Source organism: Bacillus sp. FSL P4-0248 (assembly GCF_038593305.1).
GTDB classification, from domain to species: domain Bacteria; phylum Bacillota; class Bacilli; order Bacillales; family Bacillaceae; genus Bacillus; species Bacillus safensis.
In genome coordinates this window covers 101,130-123,691 of sequence record NZ_CP151983.1, presented here as the reverse complement: position 1 = coordinate 123,691, position 22,562 = coordinate 101,130, and the positions used below count along the sequence as shown (strand labels likewise).

The window sequence follows — 22,562 nt, the reverse complement described above, 5'->3', positions numbered from 1 at the left end:
ACGTAAACGTAAAGTACGCATTAAGCGCCTTGTTCTTCTTTTTGATCTGCAACTGCTTTAGTAGCAAGAGCAAGATTACGAACTGGAGCTTGAAGAACGCTAAGCAACATAGAAAGTAAGCCTTCGCGAGACGGAAGTTCCGCAAGAGCCTTCACTTCTTCTACAGTCGCTACGTTTCCTTCGATGACACCAGCTTTGATTTCTAAAGCTTCGTGGCTTTTCGCAAATTCGTTGATGATTTTCGCAGGTGCGATAACATCTTCGTTACTGAATGCGATAGCGTTTGGACCTGTTAAGAAATCGTTTAAACCCGTTAGTTCAACTTGTTCAACTGCACGGCGAGTCAAAGTGTTTTTGTAAACTTTGAATTCTACGCCAGCTTCACGAAGCTGTTTACGAAGTTCAGTCACTTCAGAAACAGAAAGACCGCGGTAATCTACAATGACAGTAGACATACTATCTTTAAATTTAGAAGTAATTTCATCAACGACAACTTTTTTAGTATCGATTGCATTGCTCATGGTTACACCTCCTGTACATTCTTTGTGTAACACTTATACCGATCAGGCCATCACGTTCCTAACGAACGGTTCTCCATATAAAAAGCCTCCATTAAGACATGGAGGCTGTATATACAAGCATACGTTAACGTAAGACTGTGACATATACACCTCGGCGGGTTATTTAAGCCATAAGGCCCCTGCTGTCTACGGTATAAATGGACATTATTCTATTTTACAACATTTTGATATTATCAAAATGGTTGTCATAAGTCAAGAATTATTTTGCAGAGAAAGAAGATGGATCCACTTTCACACCAGGGCCCATAGTAGATGTAACAGAAACGTTTTTCACGTATACACCTTTAGCCGCTGCAGGTTTTGCTTTAAGGATTGTGTCATAGATTGTTGCAAAGTTCTCAACAAGCTTTTCGTCCTCGAAAGAAACCTTTCCGATTGGCGCGTGGATATTACCAGCTTTATCAACGCGGTATTCTACTTTACCAGCTTTGATTTCATTGATTGCTTTTTCAACTTCGAACGTTACAGTTCCTGTTTTAGGGTTTGGCATAAGACCTTTTGGTCCAAGTACACGACCGATCTTACCAACTTCACCCATCATGTCAGGTGTCGCAACGATTACATCGAAATCGAACCAGCCTTGTTGGATTTTAGTGATGTAATCAGAATCTCCAACGTAGTCTGCTCCAGCAGCTTCTGCTTCTTTTGCTTTTTCGCCTTTAGCGAACACAAGAACGCGTTGAGTTTTACCAGTTCCGTTAGGAAGTACAACTGCACCGCGGATTTGTTGATCGTTTTTACGAGGGTCTACGCCCAAACGAAAAGCAACTTCTACAGTCGCATCAAATTTCGCTGCATTTGCTTTTTTTGTAAGAGAAACAGCTTCAGCTACATCATACGCTTTAGTACGTTCGATCAGCTTAGCAGCTTCTACATACTTTTTACCTTTTTTAGCCATTATAAAAATCCTCCTTATGTGGTTTTAGCGGAATAACCTCCCACGAATAAGGGTTGCGAACTTGTCAAAACCAAACTCGCAACCCAACAAGACAAAAAATTAATCTTCGATGACAATACCCATACTGCGTGCAGTACCTTCAACCATGCGCATAGCTGATTCAACGCTAGCAGCGTTTAAGTCAGGCATTTTTGTTTCCGCGATTTCGCGTACTTTATCACGCTTAACAGTTGCCACTTTATTACGGTTAGGTTCACCAGAACCAGACTCAATACCAGCTGCTTTTTTAAGTAAAACTGCAGCAGGTGGAGTTTTAGTAATAAATGTAAATGAACGGTCTTCAAAAACCGAAATTTCAACAGGAATGATAAGACCAGCTTGGTCAGCTGTACGAGCGTTAAACTCCTTACAGAATCCCATGATATTAACACCGGCTTGACCTAGTGCAGGTCCAACTGGTGGAGCTGGGTTAGCTTTTCCAGCAGGAATTTGCAATTTAACAACTTTAACTACTTTTTTAGCCACGAGACACACCTCCTTAAAGTCCGTGATGTGGTAATAGGGGAATCCCCCTCCCACTCAACAACTTCATTCTTTATATGAATGACGAAATAACTAGCTAGCGATCTTGAGTGAACTCAAGACGTACCTTTGCTATATTACCACTTCTATACACTCATTTCAAGCTCTTTTAAATTACAATTTATCGATCTGCGTGAACTCAAGTTCAACAGGTGTTTCTCTACCAAACATATTAACGAATACTTTGACTTTGCTTTTATCGTAGTCAATTTCTTCAATAGAGCCAGTGAAGTTAGCAAATGGTCCATCGATGACCTTAACTGTTTCTTTCAGTTCAAAGTCGATTTCTGTTTTGCGTTCTTCAAGACCCATTCTCTTCAGAATGGTTTCAGCTTCGCCTGGCAGCAGCGCAGTCGGCTTTGAGCCTGATCCAGCTGATCCAACGAATCCAGTGACACCTGGTGTATTACGAACGACATACCAAGAGTCGTCAGTCATCACGATTTCCACTAGGACATAGCCAGGGAATACTTTCTTTTTGACAACTTTTTTCTTACCATTTTTAATATCCGTTTCTTCTTCTTCTGGTACGACGACGCGGAAGATTTTATCCTGCATGCCCATTGATTCAACACGCTTTTCCAAATTCGCTTTTACTTTGTTTTCATAGCCAGAGTACGTATGCACAACATACCAATTCTTTTCCATTTTCGTTCAGGACTATTTAGTCCTTCCCTCCCCACATTTCATAATGTCTATTTGACGAATCTCGAGTAACGGTAAATATTTTCAAGCAATTGAAAAAACCCGTAAAACGGGTTTTTTGGCAAGTCATATTATGATCTATTATAGCACGTTCAGCAGACCATTATTCAAGTATTAATGAATTAATTCGATTAATTGTGAGATTCCTATATCAAGAAAAGAGAAAAAGATGGCAAAGAATACGACTGTTAAAATAACAGTGATTGTGTAGCGGACCATTTCGTTCTTCTTTGGCCAGCTGACCTTTTTCATTTCTTTTCCGACACTTTTTAAGAAACTGATAATACGCATGTAAAAGACCTCCACAGATTAAAGAACGCAAATCTTACTTCGTTTCTAAATGTGTTTTATGTGAATTACAAGTCTTGCAATATTTCTTAACTTCTAATCTTTCAGCTGCTGAAGCAACACTTTTCATTGTCGTATAATTGCGGCTTCCGCAGTCTTTACAGGCTAGAGTAATCTTTTTCCTCATATTTACACCTATTTTCTCGACATCATTTCATTAGTACCTTATCACAGTGTCGAAAAAGCTGTCAATATAGGTTTGATTAGAGACTAATCTCGCGAAGCTCTAAATATTTCTCTAATTTTCTCTTTACTCTTTGGAGTGCGTTATCAATTGATTTCACATGACGATTTAAATCTTCAGAAATCTCTTGATAGGATCTGCCATCAAGATAAAGCACAAGTACCTTTCTTTCCAGCTCGCTTAGCAGTTCACCCATCTTCATTTCGATATCATCAAATTCTTCTTTGCTAATAATTAAGTCTTCTGGGTTAAGCGCTTTAGCACCGGAAATGACATCCAATAATGTTCTGTCCGATTCTTCATCGTAGATCGGCTTGTCTAATGATACATAGGAATTTAACGGGATATGTTTTTGGCGAGTAGCTGTTTTAATTGCGGTGATAATTTGGCGGGTAATACATAATTCTGCAAAAGCCTTAAATGAAGTAAGCTTGTCCTCTCTGAAATCGCGGATAGACTTATAAAGTCCGATCATTCCCTCTTGGACAATGTCCTCTCGATCCGCTCCTATCAAGAAATAAGATCTTGCTTTCGCACGTACAAAATTGCGGTATTTCGTTATTAAATAATCTAGCGCATCACTATCTCCGACATGAACCCTTTCAATGACTTGTTCATCTTCCAACTGGCAAAATTGCTCTCTGATGGACTTACCCTTGCTGTTGTTTAGATTCACTTCGATCCCCCCGACCGCACCTAGATAGAAATATTATACATTAATGGTTGAAATATCGTCAAGCTATTCCAGATTCCCGCGCCGCCATTTTTCAAACGTTTTCAATACATCTTCTGACAATTCAATCTTAGATGCTGGTTTATCAGAAGTAATCTTTTTGACCCTCGTTTCAATCTTTCGTTCTATCACTTCAATCTCTCTTAAAAGCTCACGAGCCGACTTCCGAAGAGCTCCTTGTCCAAAAATAGCCCATTGTTCCGTAAAATCTGAGGTTGCCACATGAATTTGCGTCCGTATATTATTCAAATCCTGCGCCAGCTTTTCAATCCGCTCATCCGCCGTTTCATTCTCTCTCGTAAAGATGACCTCTACTCGGTGGTTGGTCCGCTTCTTTTCAATTCCTTTGACCATATGGGCATCGAATACGACAATGACTCGATACCCTGTGTATGCTTGATATTCTGCTAAATGTTGAATCAGTACGTCTCTGGCTTCTTCAAAGCTGTTTTCCTTTAAGTGCTGCAGCTGAGGCCATGCACCTATCATGTTGTATCCATCGACTAAGAGGATATCCATCTCTATTCTCCTAACGGATAACGTTTTCGATACACTTCATACATCAATAAACCAGCGGCAACTGATGCGTTTAACGAAGTAACCTTCCCGGCCATAGGCAGTTTAATCAGAAAATCACACTTTTCCTTAATCAATCGGCCAATTCCTTTTCCCTCGCTGCCAATCACAAGAGCCAGCGGCATCGTGCCATCAAATTGTCTGTAATCCTGTTTAGCAGACGCATCTGTTCCCGCAACCCAGATTCCTCTTTCTTTCATTTCATCAAGGGCTCTTGAAAGATTGGTCACTTTTGCGACAGGAATATGCTCAATTGCTCCAGTGGATGCCTTAGCAACTGTTGTTGTTAGACCGACCGCTCTCCTTTTCGGAATGACAATCCCGTGTGCACCTACAGCATCTGCCGTTCTCATAATAGATCCTAAATTATGCGGGTCTTCAATCTCATCTAAAATCAGAAAGAAAGGCTGTTCATTACGCTTTTCAGCGATTTGATACAGGTCGTCCAATTCTGCATATTCATATGCTGCTACTTGTGCAACGATTCCCTGGTGCTGACCTGTAACCATTTGATCAAGCTTTTTCCTCGGAACATACTGAATGGTGATATTTTGCTTTTTAGCGAGTTCAATGACCTGCTGGGCTTGTCCTTTTACAGTGTTTTCTGCCATCCAGAGCTTGTATAACTCCCGATCTGACTTCAGTGTCTCAATCACTGCATTTTTCCCAATGACATAATCATGTTGCTGACTCATTTGTCTTCCTCCCTGACGTTCCGATTTCAATCGCCTGACCAATCAGCTCTTCTAAGCGTTCGTCCTGCTTTTCGATAAATAAATAACCCATGAGCGCTTCAAACGCTGTACTATAACGATACGTTTGAACGTCTGTGTTTTTAGGCACTGTGCCTGATTTTGCGTTTCTTCCTCTTTTCAGCACCGCTTCTTCTGCTTCAGTGAAAAAGCCTTGCTGCTGAAGCGTAAATAAAATAGCAGCCTGTGATTTAGCTGAAACAATTTTGCTTGCTCGTTTGTGCAGCTCATTTGGTTTTGTCGCCCCCGTTTGGAGGAGGTGATGCCTCACATATACTTCAAAAATGGCATCACCCATATAAGCCAGCGCAAGTCCGTTCAGCTGTTTACCGTCTTTCAGCTTTTCAAAATTCAACATTGCCTATTCTCCTCTTTTCCAGCGAGTACCTTGAGGAGTGTCCTCCAACACAATATTCATGTTCTTTAATTGATCACGAATTTGATCAGATAGGGCAAAGTCACGATTTCTTCTAGCTTCATTGCGTTTTTCAATTAACGCTTCTACCTCTTCGTCAAGCGTGTGCTTTTCTTCTAATGAGAAGCCGAGAACAGACGTAATTTCTTGGAACAAGCCGATAAATGCCTTGATCACTTCCTCCGAAGTATGATCATTTTCCATATAATAATTCGCCTGTTTCGCTAATTCGAATAAAACAGAGATCGCATTTGCCGTATTGAAGTCATCATTCATTTCGGAAATAAATGTTGCACGCTGCTCTTCAATTTTTGCCAGCCATTCAGCATTGTCTTCCGTGATATTTGTGCTGCTCTCTAGACGGTGATGTAAATTCGCATACGATGTTTTGAGTCGGTTAAACGCACTCTTTGTACTTTCTAATAAATCCATTGAGTAATTAATTGGGTGGCGATAGTGAACCGACAACATAAAGAAGCGAAGCACATCAGGATCTTGTTCTTTCACAATGTCATGCACCAGCACAAAGTTGCCAAGTGATTTTGACATTTTTTCATTATCGATATTAATATACCCGTTATGCATCCAATACTTCGCAAAAGGCTTCCCTGTCAAAGCCTCAGATTGGGCAATTTCATTCTCATGGTGAGGGAATGTTAAATCCTGTCCGCCAGCATGAATATCGATCGTATCACCTAAATATTTTTTGACCATTGCCGAGCATTCAATGTGCCAGCCTGGGCGTCCTTCGCCCCACGGGCTATCCCAAGAGATTTCCTGATCCTTTGCAGCCTTCCAAAGAGCAAAGTCCAGTGCATCTCGTTTCTTTTCACCTACTCGAATACGGGCACCTGTCTTCAGTTCATCAATTGATTGGTGAGAAAGCTTTCCATAGCCTTCAAATGAGCGTGTGCTGTAATACACGTCGCCATCTGCTTCATAGGCGTAGCCTTTTTCAATCAATGTGGCAATAAACGCAATGATATCATCCATGTTTTCCGTCACTCGCGGGTGAAGGTCTGCTTTTTTGCAGCCGAGTGCACTGACGTCTTCGAAGTAGGCCTGGATAAACCGGTCAGCAATTGTCGGCACATCTTCTCCGAGTTCGTTGGCTGCTTTGATGAGTTTATCATCCACATCTGTAAAGTTTGATACAAAGTTTACATCGTAACCGCTGTATTCTAAATACTTACGTACAGTGTCATAAACAATAGCAGGTCTAGCATTCCCGATATGAATGTAGTTATAAACGGTTGGTCCGCACACATACATCTTGACCTTTCCTGGCTCAAGCGGGACAAATTCTTCCTTCTTACGTGTCAATGTATTATAAATATTGATTGTCATGATTGTTCTTCCTTTCTGCTCAATGAAGCCAGCTCACCTTTTAGCTTTTCCATTTCTCGTTCCAATTCTTTGAAACGATCGGAAATTGGATCTGGCAAATCTTGATGATTGAGATCACGATTGATTTTCTTTCCATTTTGAACGACGACTCGCCCAGGTATACCGACAACGGTGGAATGGTCGGGTACGTCCTTTAACACGACCGACCCCGCTCCAATCTTGGCTCCTTTTCCAACTGTAATGGAACCAAGCACCTTGGCACCTGTCGCAATGAGGGCATCGTCTAAAATGGTCGGATGCCGCTTTCCCTTTTCTTTCCCTGTTCCCCCTAATGTCACGCCTTGGAAAACAGTGACGTTGTCTCCAATTTCACATGTTTCCCCGATCACGACGCCCATGCCGTGATCAATGAAGAACCGCCTGCCAATGGTTGCCGCCGGATGAATTTCCACCCCTGTGAAAAAACGGCTGACCTGAGAAATGATTCGCGCAATAAAGTACAGCTTCCGCTTATAAAATGCATGCGCAATACGGTGAGCCCAAATCGCATGAAGCCCTGAATAGGTTAGCACTACTTCAATATAGCTTCTAGCAGCAGGATCTTGATCAAACACAGTATCAATATCTTCTTTCAGCATTTTGAAAAACACATGCTCCCCCCGTTCTTCCCCATGAATCTCTCTTAGGACTTGCTCTCTTTTTTTGGACAAATAAAAAACGCCTCTGCCAAATGACAGAGACGTTTTGAAAACGCGGTTCCACTCTGTTTAGAAAGCCACTTATCTTGAAGCCTTCTCAACTTAATCCCATAACGGAGGGTACCGCCCTTGCATACTAACGTACGTGTTCCTCAAGGGTCTTGAGGGTGCATTTCCAACATCTGCCCATAAGTCTCTTTCAGCCGGTGGAGACTCTTTCTGTGATGGACGAGTACATTGTACTTCTCCCTCGCAACGATTTCCTTATATTTGTTTAATGCGGTTTAATACCGTTTCTTTACCTAGTAATTCAATACTTTGCGGAAGTTCTGGGCCATGCGTTTGTCCTGTGACAGCCACACGAATCGGCATGAATAGTTTCTTGCCTTTATGCCCTGTTTCTTTTTGTACCGCTTTAATGGCAGCCTTGATTTCATCAGGTGTGAAAGACTCAAGCTGTTCAAGATGACCTGCAAAAGATGCCATGACTTCTGGTACTTGCTCCTCTGCTAGAACTTCCTTTGCCTCTTGATTATACTCAATTTGCTCCTTAAAGAACAACTCTGTCAACTCAACAATTTCTGCTCCGTAGCTTAATTGTTCGTGATACAGAGAAATAAGCTTGCGTACCCACGTGTTTTCTTCTTCAGTCAGCTGCTCACTTACCTTGCCTGCCTTTTGAAGATGCGGAAGTGTTAGTGCCACAACCTGATCAAGATCAAGTGCTTTCACGTATTGGTTGTTCACCCATTTTAGTTTATGCATATCGAATAGAGCTGGTGACTTAGAAAGTCGGTTCACATCAAAAATGTCGATGAATTGCTCTTTTGTAAACAGTTCTTCTTCGCCTACTGGAGACCATCCAAGTAATGCAATGAAGTTAAACAGGGCTTCAGGTAAATAGCCTAAATTCTTATATTGCTCGATGAATTGAATAATCGATTCATCACGTTTACTTAATTTCTTGCGGTTCTCGTTCACAATCAGCGTCATATGTCCGAATAGCGGAACATCCCAGCCAAATGCATGAAAAATCATGATTTGTTTAGGGGTATTTGAAATATGATCCTCTCCGCGAAGAACGTGAGTCATTTTCATCAAATGATCATCCACGGCAACTGCAAAGTTATAAGTTGGCGTGCCATCTTTTTTCACAATAACAAAGTCACCAATGCCGTCTGTTTCAAATGAAATTTCACCTTTGACCATGTCGTCAAATTTGATGATTTCTCCTTTTGGTACTCGGAAGCGGATGCTTGGCTCTCTTCCTTCAGCAATCAGTTTGTCCTCTTCTTCTTTTGATAAATGACTGCATTTACCAGAATATCGAGGCATTTCACTGCGGGCGATTTGTGCTTCACGCTCGGCCTCTAGCTCTTCAGCCGTACAATAGCACTTATAAGCCAAGTCCTTCTCTAACAGTTCGTCATAATATTTTTTGTAAATATCATTACGCTCTGATTGTCTGTAAGGACCGTAACCGCCATCTTTATCAATGCTCTCATCCCAATCAATACCGAGCCATTGCAGGTGGCGAAGCTGGCTTTCCTCCCCGCCTTCTACATTACGCTTTTGGTCCGTATCCTCGATTCGAATAATAAATTTGCCGCCTTGGCTGCGTGCGAACAAATAGTTGAAAAGAGCCGTTCTAGCATTCCCAATATGTAAATGACCAGTTGGACTCGGTGCATAACGAACACGCACTTCATTTCCCATGAGTTTAACTTCCTTTCATCTGCATCATGTTGTCTGACACCAATTTTTTATAAACGTATTTTATCATCAAAACCTATTCTCATCAAAATGGATTTTACTTTTTCTGAAGAAGCACTGTTGCCTGAGAGGCAATTCCTTCTCCTCTTCCTGTAAATCCGAGTTTCTCTGTCGTTGTTGCTTTGACATTCACCTGTGTGACATCTGCCTCAAGCGCTTCTGCAATTTTCTCACACATTGGTTGAATGTAAGGTGCCATTTTTGGCTTTTGCGCCATGATGGTGCAGTCAATATTCACAAGTGTGTAGCCCTTTTCTTTCACAAGTGCCCACACATGCTGCAATAATTTAAAAGAATCTGCATCCTTAAACTCAGGATCTGTGTCTGGGAAATGTCTGCCGATATCTCCTTCAGCAATCGCACCCAGGCATGCATCTGCCACTGTGTGAAGCAGTACGTCAGCATCTGAATGACCTAGCAGTCCCTTTTCATAAGGGATGGTGACCCCGCCGATAATTAGAGGTCTTCCCTCTGTTAATTGATGTACATCAAAACCTTGTCCTATTCTCAACATGATCTAGTACCCTCTTTCCGCATCCATAATTGCCTTGGCAACCAATAAATCATCCGGTGTTGTCAGCTTAATATTGGTATAGTCTCCTTGGACAATATACACATTCTCACCTTGTAATTGTTCAACAAGACTGGCGTCGTCTGTTCCAAGGAAGCCTGTCCGCTCCGCATATTCATGCGCCTCTTTTAAAATAGAATGACGAAAAGCTTGTGGGGTCTGGACTGCCCACAAGCTCTGACGTTCAATGGTTTGTTCCACTTTGCCTTCTTGAACGCGTTTGATTGTGTCTTTCACTGGTACCGCTACAACTGCGGAGCCTTTTTCAATCGCCGCTTTAACGAGCAAGTCAATCTGTGTATGCTTAATAAAAGGCCTTGCCCCATCATGAACAAGCACGATGTCCGCATCTTTCACAGCCTTTAATCCTTCGTATACACTTTGCTGACGTTCTTCACCGCCAGTGACAAGTGAAACAGGCGTTTGAAAAGCGTGTACCTTGAGTAGCCTTTCAAAGTCTTGACGCTCCTCTTCATTGATCGCTAGGATCATTCGTTTGCATTGCGCATGAGCGTCAAACACCTTTAGTGTATGAATGATGACCGGCATTCTTTTCAGCTCAATAAAAAGCTTATTGCGGCCGGCCTTCATTCGTTTCCCCTGCCCCGCAGCCGGAATAACTACTTCATAATACATGTTCGTTCTCCCTTTAGAGCGCCTTCTCCAGAAGTTTTGGCTTCGCAAAAATCATTCTTCCAGCAGCAGTCTGCAGCACACTTGTGACGAGCACGTCAATGTCTTTTCCAATGTAATTGCGTCCTTCCTCGACCACAATCATCGTCCCGTCATCTAAGTAAGCAACACCTTGGTTATGCTCTTTCCCATCTTTGATGACCTGTACCTTCATTTCTTCCCCAGGCAGTACAACCGGTTTAACGGCATTGGCTAGATCATTGATGTTTAACACTGCTACTTTTTGAAGTTCGCATACTTTATTTAAATTAAAATCATTGGTCACAACAACACCTGAAGTTAATTTCGCCAGCTTCACAAGCTTGCTATCAACCTCTTGAATGTCTTCGAAGTCACCTTCGTAAATTTCAACTTTGATATCCAATTCTTTTTGAATACGATTTAAAATATCAAGACCTCTTCGGCCTCTATTTCTCTTTAATACATCTGAAGAGTCTGCAATATGCTGTAATTCCTCGAGTACAAATTGAGGAATGACCATGACACCTTCTAAGAATCCAGTTTGGCAAATATCTGCGATTCTTCCATCAATGATAACACTTGTGTCTAAAATTTTCAGCTTTTTATCTTCTATTTCAGGTTCATCATCAGCTGCTCCTTTTTTCTTTGTGACCTTTGCAGATCGGGAGAACAGCCCTATCATTTCATCCTTCTTCTTAAAGCCTACCTGAAACCCAAGGTATCCTAAAAAGAAAGCCAGGAAAATCGGAATAATGGTACCAAAAATATGATATGGGATATTGTTTAGCGGGATCACGTTTACAATAAGATATGCTAGAATAAGTCCAAATACTAATCCGAAACTTCCAGATATAAGATCAGGAAGAGGCGCCTTCAATAGAGAATCCTCGATCCATTTCACCCAATTAACCACATAACCTGTGCACCATTTACCAATGATGAAGAACACAACGGCTCCTATTAGTGCTGAAGAGTAAGCATTTGTTATGAAAGGTATGTCCTTTACATTTAAAAGCAGAAATAACTCTGGAATGATAAAAATCCCCACAACTGCACCCAAAATGATAAAAAACGCCTGAACGATTCTTTTTAACATACCTTCACCTCCTTTATTTTTCATCTGTCAATCCACCTTCATCTGACATTGATATATGTTTAAGTTTCCTATCATGAGCAACAGAAAACAAAACCATCATTAATATACCCATATTCATCCATTTTTAACCGTAGTAGAGAAAAATTTCTCTTCTTAAAGCTGACGGTCGATATAGTGTTTTTCTTGTAACCTTTTTAATCCTTTTTTTATCTTTTTCGCTCTTACTTCTCCAATTCCTTCTACTTCATCCAATTCTTGTACATCTGCTTCCATAATTCGATCTAGCACACCGAATGCTTCAACCACATTTTCGACGATTGGCATTGGCAGTCTAGGGATTTTATGGAGCAATCTGTATCCTCTTGTGTACACATATTCGTCAATATTTGTAGAAGCTGGATATCCAAGTAACTTGTACAGAATGGAATCATCTAAAAGCTCAAAGCTCGACATATCTTGAAGTTGTTTAAGCAGCACATACGGATCTTTAATCTTTTCTTTCACGTAATCTTTAATAAATAAAGCCGCTTCCTGCTCCATATCTGTAATCAATTCATTGACCTGCAGACGGATCAAGTGTCCCTCTGTTCCAAGCTCTTTGATATACATATTGATTTCATTTTTGATTCTGAGTACCATTTCGTAGCGGTGCAGCACGGATAATACATCCCCAAAGGTCACAAGCTCTTCGAATTCTAGGGCGCTTAACGCAGAAATGGCGTGATCTAAAATCGTTTTATATTTCTCAAGTGTTTGAATGGCTTGATTAGCCTTTGTTAAAATAAAGCCAATATCTTTCAGCGTATAACGACGATTCCCTTGGTATAAGGTAATGACGTTCCTCCGTTCAGAAATAGCAATAATTAAGCAGCCTGTCTGCTTTGCTACACGTTCAGCCGTCCGGTGCCTCATGCCTGTTTCCGATGAATGAATGGTTGCATCTGGCATCAGTTGTGTATTCGCATACAAGATTTTTTGACCAGAATCGCTAAGAATAATGGCCCCATCCATCTTCGCCAATTCATATAAATGTGCTGGGGAGAAGGCTGAATTAATGTGAAATCCTCCATCTACTACACTCTTTACTTTGTCATTATAACCAACAACAATGAGACCGCCAGTATTGGCTCTCAGGACGTTTTCAATCCCTGCCCGCAGAGGTGTTCCTGGTGCCACAAACTGTACAATATCTAAGAGATCGAGTTCTCTCGCTCCTTTTTTCTCTTTTTCCATTTCTATGATCCCCCTAGTGAAATTCGAAGTGCCTCCGCTACATTTTCTACACCAACTAACTCAATCCCTCTCGGCTTTTTCCATCCGTCTAGATTCGCCTGAGGAATAAACATTCGCTTAAATCCTAGTTTTGCAGCTTCCTGCACTCGCTGTTCAATTCTTGATACTCTTCTGACTTCTCCCGTCAGACCGACCTCTCCTATAAAGCAATCCGCTTGATGCGGCGCTGCATCTTTAAAGCTTGATGCAATACTGACGGCAATAGCTAAGTCAATCGCCGGTTCGTCAAGCTTCACACCGCCTGCGACCTTTAAATAGGCATCTTGGTTTTGCAGCAGCAGCCCCACGCGTTTTTCTAAAACTGCCATGAGCAGCGATACTCGATTATGATCAAGGCCAGTGGCCATTCTTCGCGGATTCCCAAAGCTTGTCGGGGAAATTAATGCCTGTATCTCGACAAGTACGGGTCTTGTTCCTTCCATTGAGGCAACAACACACGAACCAGATACACCTGCCGACCGCTCTTCTAAAAAGATTTCTGATGGGTTTAATACTTCCGTGAGCCCTTCCTCTCTCATTTCAAAAATTCCCAATTCATTCGTTGAACCAAATCGGTTTTTGACCGCCCGTAAAATACGAAACGTATGATGACGCTCGCCTTCAAAATAAAGAACTGTGTCCACCATATGCTCTAAAAGGCGTGGACCTGCGATCGAGCCTTCTTTGGTCACGTGACCAACGATAAAAATAGGAATACCATTTGTTTTGGCAATCTTCATCAGCTGCGCTGTACATTCTCTAACTTGAGATACAGAGCCGGGAGCTGACGTAATATCGCTTTGATAAACGGTTTGAATCGAATCCACCACAACAAACGCAGGTTTCATCTCCTGTATAGCAGACGTTATATACTCCATATCGGTTTCAGCCAAAACATGTAAAGAGGCGCTTTCAATGCCAAGGCGGTCCGCTCTTAGCTTCGTTTGTTTAATAGACTCCTCACCAGATATGTATAACACATTCTGATTTTTGTCTGAGAGCTGTGCTGATACTTGTAATAACAATGTGGATTTCCCAATCCCAGGATCTCCGCCGATGAGAACAAGAGAACCTTTGACAATTCCACTTCCTAATACTCGGTTAAATTCTTCTAAATTTGTTTTAATTCGGGGTTCTTCGGATGTTTCAATTGCAGATATAGGTGAAGGTTTTTGAATGGTTTGAACAGAATGATTAAAAGCACTTCGACGGTTTGCCGGCTCTTTGCGAACGACCTCTTCTGTCATACTGTTCCACGTGCCGCAGCCTGGACATTTCCCCATCCATTTGGCTGACTCATAACCGCACGATTGGCATATAAATTTTGATTTTGTCTTAGCCATAGATTGAAGAATACAACTCCTTATACTGGTCAGAAAATAAGTAAAGGGAGGCATACACCTTGCTGGTATGCCTCACACTTTTTTCTTACTATATTAGTTCGTAGCAGCCGTCGCTTTTACGACAATCTCTCCATCTTCCACATCTAATACGATATGTTGACCTTTTTCAATATTCCCCTTCAGAAGCTCTTCAGAAAGTCGATCTTCTACATGCTTTTGAATCGCTCTTCTTAACGGACGCGCACCGTACTCAAGATCTACTCCTTCGTCGGCAATCTTCGCTTTTGCTGCTTCCGTCAATTCAATTGATAGGTCTTGTTCTTTTAATCGTTTTGTCAATTGATCAGACATGAGAGACACGATCTCTTTTAGATGTTTCTTCTCAAGCGAGTGGAAGACAATGATTTCATCAATACGGTTGATAAACTCAGGTCTAAACGCACGTTTCAACTCGCCCATCACTTTGCCTTTCATATCCTTGTAATTTTGACTTTCATCCTGCACATTAAAGCCAACATATTTATTGCGCTTCAGCTCACTAGCTCCAACGTTTGATGTCATAATCAAAATCGTATTTCTAAAGTCAACGGTACGCCCTTTAGAATCAGTCAGACGACCATCTTCTAACACTTGCAGTAAGATATTAAATACATCTGGATGCGCCTTTTCAATCTCGTCTAAAAGAACGACAGAATAAGGTTTTCTTCTCACTTTTTCAGTCAGCTGTCCACCTTCATCATAACCGACATAGCCTGGAGGTGACCCAACAAGTCTGGATGTAGAGTGCTTCTCCATGTATTCAGACATATCAATACGGATCATTGCTTCTTCATCACCGAAAATAGACTCAGCAAGTGCTCTTGCAAGCTCCGTTTTACCAACCCCTGTTGGACCTAAGAAGATAAAGGAGCCGATTGGGCGCTTCGGATCTTTCAGTCCAGCACGCGCACGTCTCACCGCTTTTGCTACAGCGACAACCGCTTCATCCTGTCCGATCACGCGAGAGTGGAGCAATTGTTCCATATTCAGAAGCTTATCTGTCTCCGTTTGAGCAATTTTCGAAACAGGCACTCCCGTCCAGCTGGAAACGACCATTGCGATATCATCTACAGATACCTCTGAATTCTCTTGTCCCTGCTTTTCTTTCCATGATTTCTTTGTAACTTCTACTTTTTCACGCAAACGCTGTTCTGTATCGCGAAGAGAAGCTGCTTTTTCAAATTCTTGACTTTGAACTGCCGCATCCTTTTCCTTGCGTACTTCATCCAGCTTTTGCTCTAATTCTTTTAGGTTAGGCGGTGTTGTGAACGAACGTAAACGGACTTTCGAACCTGCCTCATCAATTAAATCAATCGCCTTATCTGGAAGGAATCGGTCAGAAATATAACGGTCAGACAGCTTCACCGCCGCCTCAATCGCTTCATCTGTAATAGACACACGGTGATGTGCTTCATACCGGTCTCTAAGCCCTCTTAAGATTTGAATACTTTCATCAACAGACGGCTGATCTACTTGAATTGGCTGGAAACGTCGTTCAAGCGCAGCATCCTTTTCAATATATTTACGGTACTCATCTAACGTTGTCGCCCCAATACATTGAAGCTCTCCACGTGCTAGGGATGGTTTCAAGATATTAGACGCATCAATCGCGCCCTCTGCCCCACCAGCACCAATAAGTGTATGAAGCTCGTCGATAAAGAGAATGATATTTCCTGCCTGGCGAATTTCGTCCATCACTTTTTTCAAACGATCCTCGAATTCACCACGATATTTCGTACCAGCTACAACAGTTCCCATATCCAGGGTCATTACTCGTTTATCACGCAGGATTTCAGGCACTTCATTATGAATAATTTGCTGTGCAAGACCTTCTGCGATGGCTGTTTTACCAACACCAGGCTCACCAATCAGCACAGGGTTATTTTTTGTTCTTCTACTTAGGACCTCAATGACACGTTGAATTTCTTTGCTTCGGCCAATGACAGGGTCCAAGCTGTCCTCTTTTGCGATAGCTGTTAAATCTCTTGCCAGGCTATCTAGTGTTGGTGTATTCGCATTGCTATTAGAGCCTGCCGCAGATGCACCTGTTTCATTGCTTCCAAGCAGCTGCAGGACTTGCTGGCGTGCTTTATTTAAGCTCACTCCGAGGTTATTTAAGACACGGGCAGCGACACCCTCTCCCTCACGAATAAGACCTAATAGAATATGTTCTGTCCCTACATAGGAATGACCTAGCTTTCTTGCTTCATCCATTGAAAGCTCAGTGACCTTCTTCGCTCTAGGCGTATAATGAGGAATAGCTTGAGACACCTCTTGCCCTCTTCCAATCAAGCTTTCGACTTCTTTTTGGATTTTATCTGAAACAAGGCCCAGTGCTTCTAACGCTTTGGCAGCGATGCCCTCACCTTCACGTACAAGGCCAAGTAAAATGTGCTCAGTACCAATATTCTTATGGCCTAGGCGAATGGCTTCTTCTTGTGCAAGTGCTAATACCTTTTGAGCTCTTTCAGTGAATCTTCCAAACATCATATCGTTTCATCCTCCTGTCCATTCCTATGCATTTCTAAGCGCAGCCTTTCTCTAATAATCGCTGCTCGTTTTATATCTCGTTCATTTGGCTCTAAGGCTCCTCCTGAATATTGTTGAAGGAAGCCGGGCTGAGTCAAAATCATGAGTTCATTCAGTATATTACTTGAAAGCCCCTTAATGATACCTAAATCAATTCCAAGCCGCACATCTGACAAACACTTCGCTGTTTCCTTTGATTCAATCATACGACAATTGGCCAAAATCCCTAAAGAGCGGTACACTCTGTCCTCAAGTTCAATTTTAGATGTTTGATATAACGCTTTTCGTGCAGATCGCTCTTGTTCAATGAGCTGAGCGGTCACACTATTCAAGTCATCTACAATGTCTTCTTCTGATTGACCAAGTGTCATTTGATTTGAAATTTGAAAGATGTTCCCTATTGCTTCGCTGCCCTCACCATAAATTCCTCTGACCACAAGACCTAATTGATTAATGGCCGGAATAATCCGATTCATTTGTCTTGTGAGCGCTAATGCTGGTAAATGCATCATGACCGAAGCCCTGATACCTGTACCTACATTGGTCGGACAGCTTGTTAAGTATCCCCGCTTTTCAGAAAACGCGTAATCCACTTGCTCTTCAATCCAGTCATCTACCTGATTAGCCGCTTTTAGTGCATTGGCTAGCTGAAAACCTGGGAATAAGCATTGGATTCGAATATGGTCTTCTTCATTCAGCATTACACTGATTTCTTCATTTTCAGAAAGCAAACAGCCACCAAATCTTGATTCAGCTAAATTGGGGCTAATCAAATGCTTCTCAACAAGTACCCTCTTTGCTAAAGGCTGCGTTTCATTCATTCGAATCAGAACAAAGTTTCCAATGTCCTTCACTTCCTGGCTAGCAAACTTTTGCTCGAATTGCTGGAGAACAGCTTCAGCTTCAGCTTGAGAAAACTGAGTTGGGAAACGAACATGCTCTAGATTGCGAGCTAGCCGGATACGACTACTTAGAACAATGTCACTTTCTGGTCCTTTTTGTTTCATCCACTGACTAAGAGCGTCTTGAATAAAATGCTGGAGCGACATGACGTTAATCTCCCTCCCTCTGCTGAGATTGCTCATGCTCTAATGCACGAATTTGATCTCGAACTTCCGCTGCCTTTTCGAACTCTTCCTGTTCAATCAGCTGCTTCAGCTCTTGCTGCATTAACTCAAGTTTCCGGCGAACATGCAGGCTGCCGGCAATTCGTTTTGGTACTTTTCCATTATGGACTGTATTTCCACTATGGACTTTCCGTAAAACAGGGTTCAGATACTGATCAAATGTACGATAGCATTCTGCACAGCCAAATCGGCCTGTTTTTCTGAACTGCTGAAAGGTTAAGCCACACTTAGGACATTGATCCACTTCTTTCGCTTCTTGAAAAATAGACGAGCCCTTGTTCGCACTTGTGGTGAAGCTAGGATCAATATTCAATAAGCCTGATAATAAGTTGTGAATCGAGAAACCTTGGTTTCCACTCATAGCATATGAATCACTGTTTTCTTTTGCACATTGTTCACATATGTGCATTTCTTGTTTTTCTCCATTTATAACTTTCGTAAAGTGAAAAGTGGCTGGTCTCTCATTACATTCTTGACAAATCAATCTTTTCACCCGCTTTACTTTAATTTCAAAGCATTTAACATCGCTTTCATCATCCGAGCCCGCAGTTCATCTCGTTCAGGTAAATCAATATGCAATACAGAACGGTCCATGACACTAATCATCATCTTAGCTTCTCTTTCAGATAATATGTTATTTTCAACAAGACGCATGATGATATGATCAGATGCAGCCTGTGATAAACGATGATATATTTGGGAAATAATATTGTTCAATAAGTCGACTTCATCATTCATTTTGACTTTAATGATGCGGATATAGCCACCGCCGCCACGCTTACTTTCAACGATATAGCCTCTCTCGCTCGTAAAGCGTGTATTGATAACATAGTTTATTTGTGAAGGTACGCATTGAAATTTATCTGCAATTTCATTGCGTTTAATTTCTAATATTTCTCGACCGTTCTGATCCAAGACTTCCTTCAAATACTGCTCGATGATATCAGAAATATTTTGTGCCACTCCGCCTCCTCCTCCATTGACTTTGACTATATTTGACTTTAATCTTACTATAAATTTTTTCGATCGATTTTTCAAGATAATCGCTCAACTAACAATATTATTTCCACATTTATATGGTATCAAACCTCTCAAAAACACAAAAAAGACCAGTTCCGACTGGAACTGATCCTAATAGAAGCTTGGCGGCGTCCTACTCTCACAGGGGGAAACCCCCAACTACCATCGGCGCTGAAGAGCTTAACTTCCGTGTTCGGTATGGGAACGGGTGTGACCTCTTCGCTATCGCCACCAAACCTGATGGAGAGAATGTTCTCTCAAAACTAGATAACAATGTTCAAACTTCACATTAGAATATAGGTTAAGTCCTCGATCTATTAGTATCTGTCAGCTCCACGTGTCACCACGCTTCCACCTCAGACCTATCAACCTGATCATCTTTCAGGGATCTTACTTCCTTGCGGAATGGGAAATCTCATCTTGAGGGGGGCTTCATGCTTAGATGCTTTCAGCACTTATCCCGTCCGCACATAGCTACCCAGCGATGCCCTTGGCAGAACAACTGGTACACCAGCGGTGCGTCCATCCCGGTCCTCTCGTACTAAGGACAGCTCCTCTCAAATTTCCTGCGCCCGCGACGGATAGGGACCGAACTGTCTCACGACGTTCTGAACCCAGCTCGCGTACCGCTTTAATGGGCGAACAGCCCAACCCTTGGGACCGACTACAGCCCCAGGATGCGATGAGCCGACATCGAGGTGCCAAACCTCCCCGTCGATGTGGACTCTTGGGGGAGATAAGCCTGTTATCCCCGGGGTAGCTTTTATCCGTTGAGCGATGGCCCTTCCATGCGGAACCACCGGATCACTAAGCCCGACTTTCGTCCCTGCTCGACTTGTAGGTCTCGCAGTCAAGCTCCCTTGTGCCTTTACACTCTGCGAATGATTTCCAACCATTCTGAGGGAACCTTTGGGCGCCTCCGTTACATTTTAGGAGGCGACCGCCCCAGTCAAACTGCCCACCTGACACTGTCTCCCTGCCCGATAAGGGCAGCGGGTTAGAAGGTCAATACAGCCAGGGTAGTATCCCACCGATGCCTCCACCGAAGCTAGCGCTCCGGTTTCCAAGGCTCCTACCTATCCTGTACAAGCTGTACCAACATTCAATATCAGGCTGCAGTAAAGCTCCACGGGGTCTTTCCGTCCTGTCGCGGGTAACCTGCATCTTCACAGGTACTATAATTTCACCGAGTCTCTCGTTGAGACAGTGCCCAGATCGTTGCGCCTTTCGTGCGGGTCGGAACTTACCCGACAAGGAATTTCGCTACCTTAGGACCGTTATAGTTACGGCCGCCGTTTACTGGGGCTTCAATTCGCACCTTCGCTTACGCTAAGCGCTCCTCTTAACCTTCCAGCACCGGGCAGGCGTCAGCCCCTATACTTCGCCTTACGGCTTCGCAGAGACCTGTGTTTTTGCTAAACAGTCGCCTGGGCCTATTCACTGCGGCTTCTCGGGGCTTTAACACCCTAAGAAGCACCCCTTCTCCCGAAGTTACGGGGTCATTTTGCCGAGTTCCTTAACGAGAGTTCTCTCGATCACCTTAGGATTCTCTCCTCGCCTACCTGTGTCGGTTTGCGGTACGGGCACCTCTCACCTCGCTAGAGGCTTTTCTTGGCAGTGTGGAATCAGGAACTTCGCTACTAAATTTCGCTCGCCATCACAGCTCAGCCTTTACGGGAAACGGATTTGCCTATTTCCCAGCCTAACTGCTTGGACGCGGATATCCAATACCGCGCTTACCCTATCCTCCTGCGTCCCCCCATTGCTCAAATGGTGAGGAGGTGGTACAGGAATATCAACCTGTTGTCCATCGCCTACGCCTTTCGGCCTCGGCTTAGGTCCCGACTAACCCTGAGCGGACGAGCCTTCCTCAGGAAACCTTAGGCATTCGGTGGACGGGATTCTCACCCGTCTTTCGCTACTCATACCGGCATTCTCACTTCTAAGCGCTCCACCAGTCCTTCCGGTCTGGCTTCACAGCCCTTAGAACGCTCTCCTACCACTGTTCGTAAGAACAGTCCGCAGCTTCGGTGATACGTTTAGCCCCGGTACATTTTCGGCGCAGAGTCACTCGACCAGTGAGCTATTACGCACTCTTTAAATGGTGGCTGCTTCTAAGCCAACATCCTGGTTGTCTAAGCAACTCCACATCCTTTTCCACTTAACGTATACTTTGGGACCTTAGCTGGCGGTCTGGGCTGTTTCCCTTTCGACTACGGATCTTATCACTCGCAGTCTGACTCCCAAGGATAAGTCATCGGCATTCGGAGTTTGACTGAATTCGGTAACCCGGTAGGGGCCCCTAGTCCAATCAGTGCTCTACCTCCGAGACTCTTACCTTGAGGCTAGCCCTAAAGCTATTTCGGAGAGAACCAGCTATCTCCAGGTTCGATTGGCATTTCACCCCTACCCACACCTCATCCCCGCACTTTTCAACGTGCGTGGGTTCGGGCCTCCATTCAGTGTTACCTGAACTTCACCCTGGACATGGGTAGATCACCTGGTTTCGGGTCTACGACCACGTACTCATGCGCCCTATTCAGACTCGCTTTCGCTGCGGCTCCGCATCTTCTGCTTAACCTTGCACGGGATCGTAACTCGCCGGTTCATTCTACAAAAGGCACGCCATCACCCGTTAACGGGCTCTGACTACTTGTAGGCACACGGTTTCAGGATCTATTTCACTCCCCTTCCGGGGTGCTTTTCACCTTTCCCTCACGGTACTGGTTCACTATCGGTCACTAGGGAGTATTTAGCCTTGGGAGATGGTCCTCCCGGATTCCGACGGAATTTCACGTGTTCCGCCGTACTCAGGATCCACTCTGGAGAGAACAACATTTCAGTTACAGGGCTGTTACCTTCTTTGGCGGGCCTTTCCAGACCTCTTCGCTTATATCGTTCCTTTGTAACTCCGTATAGAGTGTCCTACAACCCCAAGAGGCAAGCCTCTTGGTTTGGGCTGTTCCCGTTTCGCTCGCCGCTACTCAGGGAATCGCATTTGCTTTCTCTTCCTCCGGGTACTTAGATGTTTCAGTTCCCCGGGTATGCCTTCTCATACTCTATGTATTCAAGTATGGATACTACTCCATTACGAGCAGTGGGTTTCCCCATTCGGAAATCTCCGGATCAAAGCTTGCTTACAGCTCCCCGAAGCATATCGGTGTTCGTCCCGTCCTTCATCGGCTCCTAGTGCCAAGGCATCCACCGTGCGCCCTTTCTAACTTAACCATTTCTTACTTTAGAAAGAATCACTATGTGTGATGAACTTTGCATTGCATTCAATGTGAATGTATTACTTATTGTTATCTAGTTTTCAAAG

At 43.2% G+C, this 22,562-nt stretch carries 22 protein-coding genes, 2 rRNA genes and 2 other annotated features; all 24 genes read right to left on the bottom strand.

Annotated features, from left to right (window positions below; all coding sequences use genetic code 11):
• Positions 1–20: 20 nt before the first annotated feature.
• Complete coding sequence (gene rplJ / locus NST65_RS00675) at positions 21–521, bottom strand: 50S ribosomal protein L10 (protein ID WP_024425590.1); 501 nt, start codon at positions 519–521, stop codon at positions 21–23.
• A gap of 69 nt (positions 522–590) precedes the next feature.
• Positions 591–731, bottom strand: a sequence feature (ribosomal protein L10 leader region).
• Between the two features lie 49 nt (positions 732–780).
• On the bottom strand, positions 781–1,479 hold the full coding sequence (rplA, locus tag NST65_RS00670) for a 50S ribosomal protein L1 (protein WP_034283899.1): 699 nt from the start codon (positions 1,477–1,479) through the stop codon (positions 781–783).
• Positions 1,480–1,578: 99 nt separating this feature from the next.
• Positions 1,579–2,004, bottom strand: a complete 426-nt coding sequence (rplK, locus tag NST65_RS00665; protein ID WP_003216956.1) for a 50S ribosomal protein L11 — start codon at positions 2,002–2,004, stop codon at positions 1,579–1,581.
• A 171-nt stretch (positions 2,005–2,175) separates the two neighbouring features.
• Positions 2,176–2,709 (bottom strand): transcription termination/antitermination protein NusG, encoded by a 534-nt coding sequence (gene nusG, locus NST65_RS00660; protein WP_003217197.1) that lies wholly within the window; start codon positions 2,707–2,709, stop codon positions 2,176–2,178.
• 171 nt (positions 2,710–2,880) lie between these two features.
• Complete coding sequence (gene secE, locus NST65_RS00655) at positions 2,881–3,057, bottom strand: preprotein translocase subunit SecE (protein WP_008345422.1); 177 nt, start codon at positions 3,055–3,057, stop codon at positions 2,881–2,883.
• A gap of 34 nt (positions 3,058–3,091) precedes the next feature.
• A complete protein-coding gene (rpmG, locus tag NST65_RS00650; RefSeq protein WP_008356502.1) occupies positions 3,092–3,241 on the bottom strand; it encodes a 50S ribosomal protein L33 in 150 nt (49 codons plus the stop codon).
• A gap of 76 nt (positions 3,242–3,317) precedes the next feature.
• Entirely contained in the window at positions 3,318–3,974 is a 657-nt protein-coding gene (sigH, locus tag NST65_RS00645) for an RNA polymerase sporulation sigma factor SigH (RefSeq protein WP_008345424.1), read from the bottom strand.
• A gap of 63 nt (positions 3,975–4,037) precedes the next feature.
• The gene (rae1, locus tag NST65_RS00640; RefSeq protein WP_024425589.1) at positions 4,038–4,550 is read right to left on the bottom strand and encodes a ribosome-dependent mRNA decay endonuclease Rae1/YacP; all 513 of its coding nucleotides are present in this window, start codon (positions 4,548–4,550) and stop codon (positions 4,038–4,040) included.
• 2 nt (positions 4,551–4,552) lie between these two features.
• On the bottom strand, positions 4,553–5,302 hold the full coding sequence (gene rlmB, locus NST65_RS00635) for a 23S rRNA (guanosine(2251)-2'-O)-methyltransferase RlmB (protein WP_024425588.1): 750 nt from the start codon (positions 5,300–5,302) through the stop codon (positions 4,553–4,555).
• The gene (locus NST65_RS00630) at positions 5,286–5,717 is read right to left on the bottom strand and encodes a Mini-ribonuclease 3 (protein WP_024425587.1); all 432 of its coding nucleotides are present in this window, start codon (positions 5,715–5,717) and stop codon (positions 5,286–5,288) included. The genes rlmB and NST65_RS00630 overlap by 17 nt, the downstream gene beginning before the upstream one ends.
• A 3-nt stretch (positions 5,718–5,720) precedes the next feature.
• Positions 5,721–7,121: a cysteine--tRNA ligase gene (gene cysS, locus NST65_RS00625; protein WP_034283904.1), complete on the bottom strand. Its 1,401-nt coding sequence runs from the start codon at positions 7,119–7,121 to the stop codon at positions 5,721–5,723.
• A complete protein-coding gene (gene cysE, locus NST65_RS00620) occupies positions 7,118–7,771 on the bottom strand; it encodes a serine O-acetyltransferase (RefSeq protein WP_034283914.1) in 654 nt (217 codons plus the stop codon). Before cysE ends, cysS begins: the two co-directional genes overlap by 4 nt.
• Positions 7,772–7,853: 82 nt before the next feature.
• Positions 7,854–8,084: a binding site (T-box leader), on the bottom strand.
• A complete protein-coding gene (gene gltX, locus NST65_RS00615) occupies positions 8,084–9,535 on the bottom strand; it encodes a glutamate--tRNA ligase (RefSeq protein WP_342489223.1) in 1,452 nt (483 codons plus the stop codon). Its footprint overlaps the feature before it by 1 nt.
• A gap of 94 nt (positions 9,536–9,629) precedes the next feature.
• Complete coding sequence (gene ispF / locus NST65_RS00610; protein ID WP_003216928.1) at positions 9,630–10,106, bottom strand: 2-C-methyl-D-erythritol 2,4-cyclodiphosphate synthase; 477 nt, start codon at positions 10,104–10,106, stop codon at positions 9,630–9,632.
• A gap of 3 nt (positions 10,107–10,109) precedes the next feature.
• Entirely contained in the window at positions 10,110–10,799 is a 690-nt protein-coding gene (gene ispD / locus NST65_RS00605; RefSeq protein ID WP_024425583.1) for a 2-C-methyl-D-erythritol 4-phosphate cytidylyltransferase, read from the bottom strand.
• Between the two features lie 13 nt (positions 10,800–10,812).
• Positions 10,813–11,913 carry a PIN/TRAM domain-containing protein gene (locus NST65_RS00600; RefSeq protein ID WP_024425582.1) on the bottom strand — a complete coding sequence of 367 codons (1,101 nt, stop codon included), beginning with the start codon at positions 11,911–11,913 and terminating at the stop codon, positions 10,813–10,815.
• 153 nt (positions 11,914–12,066) lie between these two features.
• Positions 12,067–13,146 (bottom strand): DNA integrity scanning diadenylate cyclase DisA, encoded by a 1,080-nt coding sequence (disA, locus tag NST65_RS00595; RefSeq protein ID WP_024425581.1) that lies wholly within the window; start codon positions 13,144–13,146, stop codon positions 12,067–12,069.
• Positions 13,147–13,148: 2 nt separating this feature from the next.
• The gene (gene radA, locus NST65_RS00590; RefSeq protein WP_024425863.1) at positions 13,149–14,528 is read right to left on the bottom strand and encodes a DNA repair protein RadA; all 1,380 of its coding nucleotides are present in this window, start codon (positions 14,526–14,528) and stop codon (positions 13,149–13,151) included.
• Positions 14,529–14,621: 93 nt separating this feature from the next.
• Positions 14,622–17,057 carry an ATP-dependent protease ATP-binding subunit ClpC gene (gene clpC / locus NST65_RS00585; protein ID WP_007496263.1) on the bottom strand — a complete coding sequence of 812 codons (2,436 nt, stop codon included), beginning with the start codon at positions 17,055–17,057 and terminating at the stop codon, positions 14,622–14,624.
• Positions 17,054–18,145: a protein arginine kinase gene (locus tag NST65_RS00580; protein ID WP_024425579.1), complete on the bottom strand. Its 1,092-nt coding sequence runs from the start codon at positions 18,143–18,145 to the stop codon at positions 17,054–17,056. The genes clpC and NST65_RS00580 overlap by 4 nt, the downstream gene beginning before the upstream one ends.
• Positions 18,146–18,149: 4 nt before the next feature.
• Positions 18,150–18,707, bottom strand: coding sequence for a UvrB/UvrC motif-containing protein (locus NST65_RS00575; protein ID WP_024425862.1), 558 nt, complete (start codon positions 18,705–18,707; stop codon positions 18,150–18,152).
• Between the two features lie 14 nt (positions 18,708–18,721).
• Entirely contained in the window at positions 18,722–19,186 is a 465-nt protein-coding gene (locus tag NST65_RS00570) for a CtsR family transcriptional regulator (RefSeq protein WP_003217184.1), read from the bottom strand.
• Between the two features lie 177 nt (positions 19,187–19,363).
• A 5S ribosomal RNA gene (rrf, locus tag NST65_RS00565) occupies positions 19,364–19,479 on the bottom strand.
• Positions 19,480–19,540: 61 nt separating this feature from the next.
• Positions 19,541–22,471 (bottom strand): 23S ribosomal RNA (locus tag NST65_RS00560).
• Between the last annotated feature and the right edge of the window lie 91 nt (positions 22,472–22,562).